The sequence below is a fragment of the Streptomyces europaeiscabiei genome, from assembly GCF_001550375.1.
GTDB lineage: Bacteria > Actinomycetota > Actinomycetes > Streptomycetales > Streptomycetaceae > Streptomyces > Streptomyces europaeiscabiei.
The window spans coordinates 30681-43586 of the sequence record NZ_LRTR01000128.1; the positions used below are offsets into that span (position 1 = coordinate 30681).

The window sequence follows — 12906 nt, forward strand, 5'->3', positions numbered from 1 at the left end:
CCTAGACAATTTCGGTGTCGAGGACCACGGGTCTGGCCGGGGGACCCTCGTCGAGCAGTGTGCGGAGCAGTTCGGCGAGTCTGGTCGGGTACACCGTCTCATGCGCCCGGGCCAGTTCCCCGCACGTCCACCATCGTGCTCCGGCGACGCTGCGTCGTTCCAGCTCCGTGAGGCCCGCCCCGACGGACACCACCCGCCGCGTATCGGTGGTACGGGCGAGGTAGTACCACTCGTCCTGGTCCCAGCGGCGCCCGGCGAAGGGAAAGGAGCACACCCGCCGCCAGAGCACGGGACCGAGCTCCACGTCCGTGATCCCGGTCTCCTCCGCGAGTTCCCGCAGGGCGGCCTCCTCACGGGTCTCCGCGCCCTCCACGCCGCCGCCGGGCGTGAACCACCAGTCGTCGGCCGGATCGTCCGGCTCGTGCCCGTGCAGCAGCAGGATGCGCTCCCGCGGATCCAGCAGGATCACCCGGGCCACCCTGCGCAGCCCGCCCTCGTACGTGCCCTCAGCCGACAACGGCCGGCTCCGACTGCGTCGTGCGCCGACGCCCGCCGACCCGCTTGGCCACGGGTCCGTAGGCCGCGCCGCCCAGGACGAGCACCATGCCCACGACCAGCGCGGCGGTGATCAGCCGCAGCGGGCCGGGAGAAGAGAGCGCGCCGAGCTTCTCGAAGCCCGTGGGACGGGCCAGCATGCCCTCCATGGGCCAGACGACGGCGTCCACGCGCGCGTCCACGTGGGCACGCGGCACCGTGCCGCTGCCGGCCTCGGTGAGGTGGGCGGTGGAGTCCAGGGAACCGCTGCGCTCGTCGCCGAGGAGGAACAGCCGGCCCTTGGGAACCTCGATCTCCGGGATACCGGTCAGTTCGGCCGCCTGGCCCTCGGGCAGATAGGCCTCGTCGATCTTCTTGCCGTTGACGGTCAGCTTGCCGTCGGTGCAGCAGGCGACCGTGTCTCCGCCGACCGCGACGACCCGCTTGACCATGGCCGAGTTGCCCCAGGTCTCCTGCCGGAAGACCACGACGTCACCGCGCTCGATCTCGGCACCGTCGATCCGCTCGGCGAGGATGCGGTCCCCGGAGGTGATGGTGGGGGCCATGGAGTCGGTGGGCACGGTGTAGGGCGCGTAGGCGATCGCGCCCCACACGAAGCCGCCCAGGAAGAGCACACAGCCGAGGGCCACGGCCAGTCCCGACAGCTTGCTGCCGAGCCGTCCGTGGCCCTCGTCCGTACGACTAGTCGTCCCGCTCATCCCAGTGCTCCCCCAGGTCGGAGAATCGACCGTCCGGGCCCCTTGCGGGCCGCGGAAGATCGGCGATCTGGGACGGCACCCTACCCGGCGGTACGCGTACCAGAAACCCTCGGGCTCTCGGTGGCCAGAAGGCGGCGCCGGCGCCACAGCACCAGCGGCACCGCGCCAGCGAGGCCGAGCGCGCCGGGAGCGGCGGCGCCCAGGTTCTGGTCGAAGGTGTCGGGAATCGGCAGCGTGGACCAGCGAGTGGGCGGCCAGGCCACCACGATGGCGCGGCCCACGACCTGGCTCACGGGGACCATGCCGTCGTTCGTGTCGTTCTGGTGGTAGCGGGAGTCCAGCGAGTTCTGCCGGTGGTCGCCCATGACCCAGATTTTGCCCTTGGGTACCTTCACCTTGAACTGACCGCCGGTGTCGTCGACGGTGCAGGGGGTGTTGCCCGGGTACACGTAGGGCTCGTTCAGTGCCTTGCCGTTGACCTTGAGCGGGCCCGTGCCGTCGCACTCCACGGTGTCGCCGGCGACGCCGATGGTCCGCTTGATGAGGTCCTTCTCCTCGGCGGACGGCATCAGGCCGATCCAGCCGAGGACGCGCTGCACGGCGTTGGGCTCCAGGGTGGGTTCGCCGTTCAGCCAGCCGTCGGGGTCGTGGAAGACGACGACCTCGCCGCGCTCGGGCTCGGAGCCGAACCACGGGGTGAGCTTGTCGACCAGGACCCGGTCGCCCTCCTGCAGGGTGTTCTGCATCGAGTCGGACGGGATGGAGAACGCCTGCACCAGGAAGGTCTTGATCAGCAGCGCGAGCACCAGCGCGATACCGACCAGAATCGGCAGTTCCTTCCAGAAGGAACGCTGCTTCTTCTTGGGCCTCTCGTGCTGGTCGCCGTCGTCGACCGAGGTACGGGCGCCGTCACCGCCGTCCGTTCCGCCCGGGGAGTCACTCCCGGAGTCGGCCGAACCCTCGGAATTCACGGCGCCCTCCACGTTCTCCGCGGCCGGGGAAGCCGCCTCGTCGGATCGCTCCGGCCGTTCTTCGGAACCACCGTGTCCGGACCGTGCGCCGACCGCCAAATCCCCCACATCCACTCCTCACTCCGTACCGCCGCCCGCGCCACAGCCGGTGCAGGCCCACCACTCCCATAACGAGCGGGAGTTCCGCAGGGGTCGGGAGAGGGATCAATCCGTTTCGATCCGCGGAGGCCACCCTATGCGAAGCGCCGAGGGCGGTGGTCGACCCGCCCGGCACGGCGGTGAATGTGTCCGGCTCCTCCAACTGCCCCCAGTGGCCGACCGGCCAGGCGATGACCACGGCCCGGCCGACGACGGCATCTTCCGGGACCGTGCCGCCGAACTGCGCCGTCTTGGAATCGTCGCTCTGGTGGGCGCGCGAGTCGGCGGAGTTCTCCCGGTGGTCGCCCATGACCCAGAGGCGGCCCTGGGGCACGGTCACCTGGAACTGCTGGGTCGAGGGCTGGTTGCCGGGGTGGATGTACGCCGTCTCGTCCAGCGGCATGCCGTTGACGGTGACGCGGCCCTGGGTGTCGCAGCACTTGACGGTGTCGCCGCCGACCGCGACGACCCGCTTGATCAGGTCCTGTTCGTCGTCGGACGGGAGGAGGCCGATGAACTGCAGGCCTTCCTTTATCTGTTTGATGACGATCGGGTCCTCGGTGGCGGCCGTCGTCTGCTCGTCCTCCAGCCAGCCGCCCGGGTCCTTGAAGACGACGACGTCCCCGCGGGTGGGCTTGGAGCCGAACCAGGGCGTGAGTTTGTCGACCAGGACACGGTCACCGATCTGGATCGTCTGCTCCATGGAGCCCGACGGGATCACGAACGCCTGGACGAGGAAGGTCTTCAGGACCAGGGCTATGAGGACGGCGACCCCGACAAGGAGCGGGATCTCCTTGACCGCGGAGCGACGCCGGCGCGCCTTGATCTTGCGGGCGAGCTTCCGCCGCTCGACCCGGCTCGGCCGGGCGGCCCCGCCGGACCGCCGCGTGCCGGTGGGCAGCAGGTTCTCGGCGGCGGTGCTGGGAGCCGCACCGCGGGGTTTGCCGCGGTTACCCATGCGCACCGCCGACGGCGGCGGACACACGCGCGTAGGCGTCCGGACGGTCCAGACGCGTCCAGTGGTCGGCGGGCCAGCCGATCCAGTCGGCCCTGCCGATCACGGAGTCGAGGGGGACCATGCCGCCGCCGGGCGACCCCAGATGGTCGCGGGAATCGCTGGAGTCACTGCGGTGGTCGCCGAGGAGGAACAGCCTGCCCTCGGGGACGACCACGTCGAAGGGTACGTTCGACGGGCTGTCGCCCGGGTACAGAAACGACGACTCGTCGACCCACCGGCCGTTCACCTCAAGCCTCCCCTGCTGGTCGCAGCAGACCACCCGGTCTCCCCCCACGCCGACAACGCGCTTGATGTAGTCGGCGTTCCCGAAGTAGCCGGTGCCGTCGAACACGACGACGTCACCGCGCTGCGGCTCAGATCCGAAACGGTACGCCAACTTATTTACGAGAACGCGGTCCCCGATCCTCAATGAACGGGCCATGGAGCTGCTGGGAATCTGGAACGGCTGCATCACGAAGTTGCTGAAGAGCGCCAGAAAAAGCAGGCAGATCAGCACGGTCAGGGTGTAATTCCCACCCGGCACCCACTCGGTGGCCCGGTCCACCCATGCGAAACGCGACCGCTCCTCAGGCCCTCCTGTGTCGGAGATCTCCTCGGAGACCTCGTCGCCGGAAGGGCGAGGGGAACGGTCGCGCTCCATGTGCTGCTGTGCGTCGGTGTCCATCGGGGCCAGATCGTATCCGGCCCCGCTGTGACGACCTTTTGTGACTCGAGTGGTGACTCGAGCGCGCGATCAGTTGTCGCGCTTCTCCTTGATCTTCGCCGCCTTGCCGCGCAGCTCGCGCAGGTAGTACAGCTTGGCGCGGCGGACGTCACCGCGGGTGACGAGCTCGATCTTCTCGACGATCGGGGTGTGCACCGGGAAGGTGCGCTCGACGCCGACGGAGAACGAGACCTTGCGGACCGTGAAGGTCTCGCGGACACCGGCGCCCTGGCGACGGATGACTACGCCCTTGAACTGCTGCACACGGGAGCGGTTGCCCTCGATGACGCGGACGTGGACGTTGACGGTGTCACCCGGGCGGAAGGCCGGGATGTCGCTGCGCAGCGACGCGGAGTCGACGGAGTCGAGCAGGTGAGACATTTCGTCTGCTTTCTTCGCCCATGCCACAGGTCATAGGCGGGAGCTAGGTGTATCGAGAGGATGCTGTCCGTGTCGGGGCGGGCGTCGTGTCCCCCTGCGGCAGGGGCGCGCGCCGGACGACGCACAACAGCGGCCTATTGTTCCACGCCCTCCGGCCGCTGCCAAAATCGGCCGTGCGACGCACCCTCCGGATCCGGCGCCCAGCCCAGGATGGAGAGCATCTCGCGGTCCTTCTTGTCGAAGGCCTTGGGGTCGCAGCGCTCGATGAGGTCGGGCCGGTTGGCCGCCGTACGCTTCAGGGCCTCGTCGCGCCGCCAGCGAGCGATCTTGCCGTGGTGCCCGCTGAGCAGCACATCGGGGATGTCGCGGCCGCGCCACTCGGGGGGCTTGGTGTAGACCGGCCCCTCCAGGAGGTTGGCCATGGCGCCTGGCGCGAAGGAGTCGTCCCGGTGGGACTCGGCGTTACCGAGAACTCCGGGCAGCAGCCGCGCCACGGCCTCGGTGACGACGAGGACGGCCGCCTCGCCGCCGGCGAGCACATAGTCGCCGATGGACACCTCGTGAACGGGCATCCGGGTGGCGTACTCGTCGATCACGCGTCGGTCGATGCCCTCGTAGCGCGCCGGTGTGAAGACCAGCCAGGGGCGCTCGGAGAGCTCGACGGCGAGCGCCTGGGTGAAGGGGCGGCCGCTGGGGGTGGGGACGATGAGCGCGGGCTCGCCGGCACCCGTCTCGTAGCCGTCGGCGAGGACGGAGTCCAGGGCGTCGCCCCAGGGGTCCGTCTTCATGACCATTCCGGGGCCGCCGCCGTAGGGGGTGTCGTCGACCGTGTTGTGCCGGTCGTACGTCCACTGCCGCAGGTCGTGGACGTGCACGTTCAGCTGTCCACGCGCGCGTGCCTTGCCGACGAGGGAGACGTTCAGGGGTTCGAGGTACTCGGGGAAGATCGTGACGACGTCGAGCCGCATCAGATCTCGTTCCCGGCCGGTCCGGAGGGATCCGCGGCGGACTCCTCGTCGGCGTCCCGGGCGGAAGCGATCTCCGCCCGGTCGTCGATCAGGCCCGGCGGCGGGTCGATGACCGCCCGCTGCTCGGTCAGGTCGATCTCGGTGACGATCTTCTCGACGAACGGGATCATCACCTCGCTCCCGTCGGGCCGCTCGACGATGAAGAGGTCCTGGGACGGCAGGTGCGAGATCTCGATGATCCGGCCGACCTCGGTTCCGTCCTTGGTGACCACGTCCAGGTCCATCAGCTGGTGGTCGTAGTACTCGTCCTCTTCCTCCGGCAGATCCTCCGGGTCCACCTCCGCGATCAGCAGGGTGTTGCGGAGGGCCTCGGCGGCGCTGCGGTCGCGGACGCCCTCGAAGCGCAGGAGCAGCCGGCCGCTGTGGACCCGGCCGGTCTCGATGGTGAGCGGGCCCGTCGAGGCGGGGTCCGTGAACAGGACGGCGCCGGGAGCGAGCCGGAGTTCCGGCTCGTCGGTGCGGACCTCGACGGTGACCTCGCCCTTGATGCCGTGGGCGCGGCCGATCCGTGCGACTACGAGCTGCACTGTGCTTGATCTCCTGTCATACGACTACGGGCCGGGGACGGCCCAGTGGCCCTCCCCGGCCCGAGCCGGTGCTGCGCATGTTGTCAGCGGACGTGGTCCACGTCGACGAGGTCGACTCGGATACCGCGGCCACCGATGGCGCCCACGACGGTACGCAGGGCGCGGGCGGTACGGCCGTTGCGGCCGATCACCTTACCGAGGTCGTCGGGGTGGACCCTGACCTCGAGTACGCGTCCACGGCGCAGGTCGCGGGAAGCCACCTGCACATCGTCGGGGTAGTCGACGATGCCCTTGACGAGGTGCTCAAGAGCCTCCTCGAGCATGCTCAGGCCTCGGTCGACTCGGACTCGGCGGCAGCCTCGTCCTTCTTGTCGGCCTTCTTCTTCTGGGTGATCGCCTCACCCTTGCCCTCGTCGTCGCCGCCCAGGGCCTCGAACGACGGGCGCGCGGACTTCGGCTGGGCCACGAGGAGCGGCGCCGGAGCGGGCTCGCCCTTGAACTTCTGCCAGTCGCCGGTCTTCTTCAGGATCGCGAGCACGGGCTCGGTCGGCTGCGCGCCGACACCCAGCCAGTACGCGACGCGGTCCTCGTCGACCTCGATGACCGACGGGTGGTACGTCGGGTGGTACTTGCCGATCTCCTCGATCGCACGACCGTCACGACGGGTGCGGGAGTCGGCGACGACGATGCGGTAGTGAGGCGAACGGATCTTGCCCAGACGCTTCAGCTTGATCTTGACTGCCACGGGAGTGGGTTCTCCTGGATTTGACGTGATTGGGCACGGCGAGAAGGCCGCGTGGGGTTGCGGTACCCGAGTGCCCGATGGACGCGTCAGCCGGAGGAGAGAGGGGTCCTGTGCGACTGTCGAGTACAGCTAGCCATTGTGCCACACGCTGGGCTTCGCCTCTTACCGGGGCCGGACGAAGCCATGCCGAAGCGGCACCCGGCGCCAGGGCGTTTCGCCTGCCCCGGCGCGCGGGGCGCCTCCCAGCGGCACAACTGCCGCAGCCACGCATGACTGCAGCGGCACCCCACGGTGCGGCCGAATCCGAGCCCACGAGCTGTGTACGGCTGCCACGAGCAGTCGTCGTCCCAGCTCGTCGGCCGTCACGCCGCGCCCACGACCTCCGGGATACGGAAGGGCTTGCCGCAGCCGCCGCAGACGATGGGGGCCTGGGCCAGTACGGACGGGACGACCCGGACGTTGCGGCCGCAGTCGCAGACGGCCTTGACGCGGACGCCGCCGCCGGAGGAGCCGTGGCGGGCGGCCGGGCCCCGGAAGCTGCGGGCCGTGTCCGCGGAGGTCGCCGCGGTGTGGGCCTTGAGGGCACGCTGCAATCTGTCGATGGTCGGGCGGTAGCGACGCTTGGCCTCGGGGTTGAGCGTGACCAGCGAGAAACCGCTGCTGGGGTGCGGTTCCTCCGGATGGTCGAGGCCGAGCTCCTCGGCGATCGCGAGGAATCTGCGGTTGTGGTACCGGCCGGCCCGGGAGGTGTCGCGGACTCCGCGCGCGGCGGCGATGCCATGGACTGCCTCATGGAGCAGTCGCTCGAAGGAGAGTTCGTGCCCGCAGGCGGACGACGACTCCCCGATCAGTGACTCGGGAGCGGCAAGATCCGGCAGCTCGGGGTGGTGCCGTTGAATGTCGGCCCACGCCTGTGCCAGTTCTGCGGCGAGAACAGGTGGTGTCTGTGTCGTGCTCACGTAATGACAACGAGCCGGGGTGCCCGTGTGTTCCGATTCCGGGCCATCCCAAATAATTTGCACGTACCCGTCAGTTGCCACTAGTGCGTCCTGACGAGGGCGGGTGCGCTGATCTGCGGAGAAGCCTCACAGCTCACCACAAGGCGGTACGTAGTAACACGTACGCCCCGGCGCGTAGACGAGGTCCACGCGCTGGGGCACCTGTGGTCGTCAGATGCGCAAGGGGCGTTTCGGCCGCTCTCCCGGCGGAAGGGAGCGCTCTAGTAAGCGCGCGCCACCACGGCGACGTTACCGGGTGCGTCGTAGGAGTCGGGCACCGACCCGTCCTCGGCGACCAGACACCGTACGGTCACGGCGTGCTCCCCGAGCCTGGTCTCGCCGTCCTCGCCCAGCGTCGACCAGGGAATACGCGCCCAGCCGCCGGCAGCTGCGGCCTCGATCGCCTCGTCGAGCGTGGAAACCTCGGTCGTACGGGACTCGCGGCGCTCGCGCGACTGCTTCAGGAGGAGCGCCTGATCCTCCTCGAGGATCGCCGGCAGCAGGTGTGCGAGTGCGTCGACGGCGACCGGTTCCTTGCCGCCCGGGATGCGGCGGACGAGCATCGCGGTGCCGTTCTCCAGGTCACGGGGGCCGATCTCGATGCGTACGGGGACGCCCTTGAGTTCCCAGTCGACGGCGCGGCGGCCGAAGGGGACGTCCGTGCGGTCGTCCACCTGGACACGGACACCCGCGGCCTTCAGCCGGGCGCCGAGTTCGCGGACCTTGGCCAGAACCGCGTCGTCGCCCTTGATCGCGAGCACGACGACCTGGATCTGGGCCAGCCGGGGCGGGACCCGCAGGCCGTTGTCGTCGCCGTGCATCATCACCAGGGCACCGATCATGCGGGTGGTGGAGCCCCAGGAGGTCTGCCAGACGAGTTCCTGCTTGCCTTCCTTCGACAGGTACCGGGTGTTGAAGGCCTTGGCGAAGTTCTGGCCCAGTTCGTGGCTGGTGGCCATCTGGAGGGCCTTGCCGTCGCCCATCATGCCTTCGAGGGTGAGGGTGTTGACGGCTCCCGCGAAGCGTTCCTTGACGGTCTTGCGGCCGGGGACGACGTCCATCGCGAGGACGTTCACCATGAAGTCCTCGTAGACCTCCCGGTGGATGTGCGCGGCGAAGTCGCGCGCCTCCTCGTACGTCGCGTGCGCCGTGTGGCCCTCCTGCCAGAGGAACTCGGAGGTGCGCAGGAACAGACGCGGGCGCAGCTCCCAACGGACCACGTTCGCCCACTGGTTGATCAGCAGCGGCAGGTCGCGGTAGCTCTGCACCCACTTCGAGAAGTACTCGTTGATGATCATCTCGGAGGTGGGGCGGACCACGGCGGGCTCTTCGAGCTCCTTGCCGCCGCCGTGCGTCACCACGGCCAGCTCGGGCGCGAAGCCCTCGACGTGCTCGGCCTCCCGGGCGAGGTACGACTGCGGGATCAGGAGCGGGAAGTACGCGTTCTGCGTGCCCGTCTCCTTGATCCTGGAGTCCATCTCCTGCTGCATCCGCTCCCACAGCCCGTACCCATACGGTCGGATGACCATGGTGCCGCGCACCGGACCGTTGTCGGCCAGCTCGGCCTTGGTGATCAGATCCTGGTACCAGCGCGGGAAGTCGTCCGCGCGGGGCGTGAGTACGGGTGCCTTGGCCATGGCGCGATGGTACGGGTCCACGTTGCGGGGATGTGAATTCTTTTGTTCACTCCCAGACAGTTCGCAAGCCGGTGTCCGAGACCCCTGGACGACTCGCCGGGTGCGGAGTTTCCTGACATACGGGGGGAGTGCGAGCGCGCACTGCCACGGGGGCCAGGAAATCCGGCAACGGCAACTCACGGCGGATTGGGGCGCTTTCGATATGACACCTACGCTCGTGCGGCAGCAACTGCCTCGCGCGGGGGCCGCACCCCGCGTGGACCGGTGTGCACGCGCGCGTGACTGGGCCGAGATCCAGGAACGGATGCTGGTACCGCTGTACGAGGCCGTCCACCGGCGGCTCGACGTCGGCACCGGCACCCGACTGCTCGGCCTCGGCTGCGGGTCCGGCCTCGCGCTGTTGATGGCCGCCTCGCGGGGCGCCGCGGTCACCGGCGTCGACTCGGGGACCCCCGAGAGAACGGCACTCGCGCGGGAGCGGCTGCAGACGGAGGCATGGGCCACACGCGCGCGTGGCGGCGCTCGGGTCGTCGAAGGCGTCCCCGAGGACGCGGCCCGCACGCCCGGTGACCCGCTGTACAACCTGGTGACCGCCTTCGAGCCGATCGGCTGCCTGGCCGGGGACTCCGAGGGCCTCGGTGAACTGCTCGCCTCGGCGACCCCGCTCGCGGAACGCGGCACCCCCGTGGTCCTCGCCGGCTGGGGCCCGCCTGAACGCTGCGCCACGTCCGCCGTGCTCCGTGTGGCCACGAAGCTCGCCGATCCCCTGCGCAGCGCGGGCAGTTGGCGCCCGGCACTGCGGGACGACCTGGAGGAGGTCGCCCAGCGGGCCGGCCTGAAGCCGGACGGTTCCGGACGCGTGGCCTGCCCCTTCGGGTACGCCAACGTGGACAACGCGGTCCGGGGGCTGTTGTCGACCGGCCTGTTCGACGCGGCGATCGGGGCCACCGACCAGGCTCAGGTGGACAAGGAACTGACCGAGGCCCTGCACCCGCACCGCCGCCGGGACGGCACGGTGTGGATGCCGAACGTGTTCCGCTACCTGATCACGCGGACGCGCTGAGGACTCGGGGCGTGTTTCGACGGCTTGGCCGGCCCCTGAGCGCTTCGGTCGGTCCCTGAGCACTTCGGGGAGCCCTCGAGCGCTTTCGGGCAGTCACTGAGCGCTTCGGGGCACCCCGATCGTTTCGGGGAGCCCCCGAGGAGGTCTTCGAGACTTCTTCCGATGTGGGTGTGAATGGTGTGAAGAAAGCGGGTCGGTAGCGCTTTCGCTTGGCCAAGTGCCGCACGGCACCCATAGCCTGACGCATCGTCCAGGGGAACAACACATCTGCGTACGGGAGTTGCCACCACAAGCACCACGAGCGACACCACACTCATGCCGTCCACGCACACGGCACCCGGCGCCGCGCGCCCGGCCACACCCCCCGGCCGGTCACGCGGCGTCCGCCATGAGGCCTGTCAGCCCATGAACTTCTTGAACTCGTCCGGCAGCTCGAAGTCCTGCGGGGCCGGCTGACCCGGCAGTCCGAGGGCACCACCCTGGGCGCCGGCGGCCCGGCGGGCGGCCTCCTCCTGCTCCTGCTGCTTGCGCTTCATCGGGTTGCCGGAGCGCTGCTTGCCCTTGGCCTGCTTGGGCTGCTTCTTGCTGCGGCCGGGGCCACCGCCCATGCCGGGCATACCCGGCATCCCGGGCATGCCGCCGCCCTGGGCCATGCGGGACATCATCTTGCGGGCTTCGAAGAACCGCTCGACGAGGTTCTTCACCGCGCTGACCTCGACGCCCGAACCCTTGGCGATACGGGCCCGGCGCGAGCCGTTGATGATCGTCGGTTCCTGGCGCTCACCCGGCGTCATCGATTTGATGATCGCGGCGGTGCGGTCGACGTCGCGCTCGTCGATGTTGTTGATCTGGTCCTTGATCTGCCCCATGCCGGGCAGCATGCCGAGCAGCTTGCTGATGCTGCCCATCTTCCTGACCTGCTCCATCTGGGCCAGGAAGTCGTCGAGGGTGAAGTCCTGCCCCTTCTTGGACGCCAGCTTGGAGGCCATTTTCTGGGCCTCTTCCTGGCTGAACGTCTTCTCCGCCTGCTCGATCAGGGTGAGCAGGTCACCCATGTCGAGGATGCGGGAGGCCATCCGGTCGGGGTGGAACGCGTCGAACTCGTCGAGCTTCTCGCCGTTCGACGCGAACATGATCGGCTTGCCGGTGACCGAGGCGATCGACAGGGCGGCACCACCGCGGGCGTCACCGTCGAGCTTGGAGAGGACCACGCCGTCGAAACCGACGCCGTCCCGGAAGGCCTCGGCCGTGTTGACGGCGTCCTGACCGATCATCGCGTCGACGACGAAGAGGATCTCGTCCGGGGAGACCGCGTCCCGGATGTCGGCGGCCTGCTGCATCATCTCCCGGTCGATGCCCAGGCGGCCCGCGGTGTCGACGACCACGATGTCGTGGACCTTCGACTTGGCGAACTCGATGGAGTCCTTGGCGACCTTGACCGGGTCGCCCACGCCGTTGCCCGGCTCCGGGGCGTAGACCGCGACGCCCGCGCGCTCGGCGACGACGCTGAGCTGGTTCACCGCGTTGGGGCGCTGGAGGTCACAGGCGACGAGGAGCGGCGAGTGGCCCTGCTCCTTCAGCCAGTGGCCCAGCTTGCCCGCGAGGGTGGTCTTACCGGCACCCTGCAGACCGGCGAGCATGATCACGGTCGGCGGGTTCTTGGCGAAGCGCAGGCGGCGGGTCTCACCGCCGAGGATCGCGACCAGTTCCTCATTGACGATCTTGAGGACCTGCTGGGCGGGGTTGAGCGCCTTGGAGACGTCGGCGCCGAGCGCCCGCTCCTTGACGTTCTTGATGAAGCCCCGGACGACCGGCAGCGCGACGTCCGCTTCCAGGAGCGCGATGCGGATCTCGCGCGCCGTGGCGTCGATGTCCGCCTCGGAAAGGCGCCCCTTGCCGCGCAGGTTCTTGAAAGTCGCTGAGAGGCGATCGGAGAGCGTATCGAACACGGCGGTGTCGGTCCTCGGAGTCGGGGGCAGTCTGGGTCGCCCTCCAGGGTATCTGTCTGGGTGTGTTCGGGTCTCCACCCCTGTGGATAGTGGTGACGGAACCCTCCTCACACAGGCACAGGCACAGGGACGGGGACGGGCACGAGCACGAGCACGGACACAGGGACGGGCACGGGGCCTGGTGTCCCGTGCCCGTCACGTTCAGCCGCGCAGCATCTCCTCCAGCTTCCGCGCCACGGACGCCGCCTCGTCGCCCGGCAGCGGTGTCCCCTGCGCCCCGGTCACATAGAAGGCGTCCACGGCGTTGGCGCCCAGTGTGCTGACATGCGCACTGCGCACCCGTACGTGCGCGTCCTCCAGGGCGCGCCCGATCCGGTGGAGCAGCCCGGGGGCGTCCTGGGCACGGACCTCGATGACCGTGGCGTGCCGGGAGGCCGCCGCGTACGTCAGGTAGTTCCACAGCGTGTGCTCGTGTTCCTCGGACAGGGCGAGCTC

Annotated in this window: 15 protein-coding genes; 1 reads left to right on the plus strand and 14 read right to left on the minus strand. The window is 69.3% G+C overall.

Features of this window, described 5'->3' with window-relative positions; all coding sequences use genetic code 11:
• Window position 1: 1 nt before the first annotated feature.
• The 12 genes from AWZ10_RS06015 to proS all read right to left on the minus strand — a co-directional run bounded on the left by AWZ10_RS06015 (window position 2) and on the right by proS (window position 9399).
• Complete coding sequence (locus AWZ10_RS06015; protein WP_046705188.1) at window positions 2–517, minus strand: NUDIX hydrolase; 516 nt, start codon at window positions 515–517, stop codon at window positions 2–4.
• Entirely contained in the window at window positions 507–1253 is a 747-nt protein-coding gene (gene lepB, locus AWZ10_RS06020; protein ID WP_046705187.1) for a signal peptidase I, read from the minus strand. Before lepB (AWZ10_RS06020) ends, AWZ10_RS06015 begins: the two co-directional genes overlap by 11 nt.
• An 80-nt stretch (window positions 1254–1333) precedes the next feature.
• Window positions 1334–2224: a signal peptidase I gene (lepB, locus tag AWZ10_RS06025; RefSeq protein ID WP_046705186.1), complete on the minus strand. Its 891-nt coding sequence runs from the start codon at window positions 2222–2224 to the stop codon at window positions 1334–1336.
• Window positions 2190–3320 carry a signal peptidase I gene (gene lepB, locus AWZ10_RS06030; protein WP_046705192.1) on the minus strand — a complete coding sequence of 377 codons (1131 nt, stop codon included), beginning with the start codon at window positions 3318–3320 and terminating at the stop codon, window positions 2190–2192. The genes lepB (AWZ10_RS06025) and lepB (AWZ10_RS06030) overlap by 35 nt, the downstream gene beginning before the upstream one ends.
• Entirely contained in the window at window positions 3313–4044 is a 732-nt protein-coding gene (lepB, locus tag AWZ10_RS06035) for a signal peptidase I (RefSeq protein ID WP_046705185.1), read from the minus strand. Before lepB (AWZ10_RS06035) ends, lepB (AWZ10_RS06030) begins: the two co-directional genes overlap by 8 nt.
• A gap of 69 nt (window positions 4045–4113) precedes the next feature.
• Complete coding sequence (gene rplS / locus AWZ10_RS06040; protein WP_013000407.1) at window positions 4114–4464, minus strand: 50S ribosomal protein L19; 351 nt, start codon at window positions 4462–4464, stop codon at window positions 4114–4116.
• A 134-nt stretch (window positions 4465–4598) separates the two neighbouring features.
• Window positions 4599–5432: a tRNA (guanosine(37)-N1)-methyltransferase TrmD gene (gene trmD, locus AWZ10_RS06045; RefSeq protein WP_046705184.1), complete on the minus strand. Its 834-nt coding sequence runs from the start codon at window positions 5430–5432 to the stop codon at window positions 4599–4601.
• Window positions 5432–6019, minus strand: coding sequence for a ribosome maturation factor RimM (gene rimM, locus AWZ10_RS06050; RefSeq protein WP_046705183.1), 588 nt, complete (start codon window positions 6017–6019; stop codon window positions 5432–5434). Before rimM ends, trmD begins: the two co-directional genes overlap by 1 nt.
• Before the next feature lie 83 nt (window positions 6020–6102).
• Entirely contained in the window at window positions 6103–6342 is a 240-nt protein-coding gene (locus tag AWZ10_RS06055) for an RNA-binding protein (protein WP_037696011.1), read from the minus strand.
• A gap of 2 nt (window positions 6343–6344) precedes the next feature.
• Complete coding sequence (gene rpsP, locus AWZ10_RS06060; RefSeq protein ID WP_037696010.1) at window positions 6345–6764, minus strand: 30S ribosomal protein S16; 420 nt, start codon at window positions 6762–6764, stop codon at window positions 6345–6347.
• A 362-nt stretch (window positions 6765–7126) separates the two neighbouring features.
• Window positions 7127–7723: a hypothetical protein gene (locus AWZ10_RS06065; RefSeq protein WP_033526923.1), complete on the minus strand. Its 597-nt coding sequence runs from the start codon at window positions 7721–7723 to the stop codon at window positions 7127–7129.
• Between the two features lie 260 nt (window positions 7724–7983).
• Window positions 7984–9399: a proline--tRNA ligase gene (gene proS, locus AWZ10_RS06070; protein WP_046705182.1), complete on the minus strand. Its 1416-nt coding sequence runs from the start codon at window positions 9397–9399 to the stop codon at window positions 7984–7986.
• Between the two features lie 202 nt (window positions 9400–9601).
• Between proS and AWZ10_RS06075 the strand changes: the two genes are divergently transcribed.
• Window positions 9602–10462, plus strand: a complete 861-nt coding sequence (locus tag AWZ10_RS06075; protein ID WP_408992957.1) for an SAM-dependent methyltransferase — start codon at window positions 9602–9604, stop codon at window positions 10460–10462.
• A 398-nt stretch (window positions 10463–10860) separates the two neighbouring features.
• Here the strand turns inward: AWZ10_RS06075 and ffh are convergent, their stop codons facing one another.
• Together ffh and AWZ10_RS06085 are read right to left on the minus strand one after the other, a co-directional pair.
• Window positions 10861–12411: a signal recognition particle protein gene (gene ffh, locus AWZ10_RS06080; RefSeq protein WP_060890619.1), complete on the minus strand. Its 1551-nt coding sequence runs from the start codon at window positions 12409–12411 to the stop codon at window positions 10861–10863.
• Between the two features lie 201 nt (window positions 12412–12612).
• The coding region (locus tag AWZ10_RS06085; RefSeq protein WP_159058216.1) for an ACT domain-containing protein at window positions 12613–12906 on the minus strand (294 nt) is incomplete at its 5' end.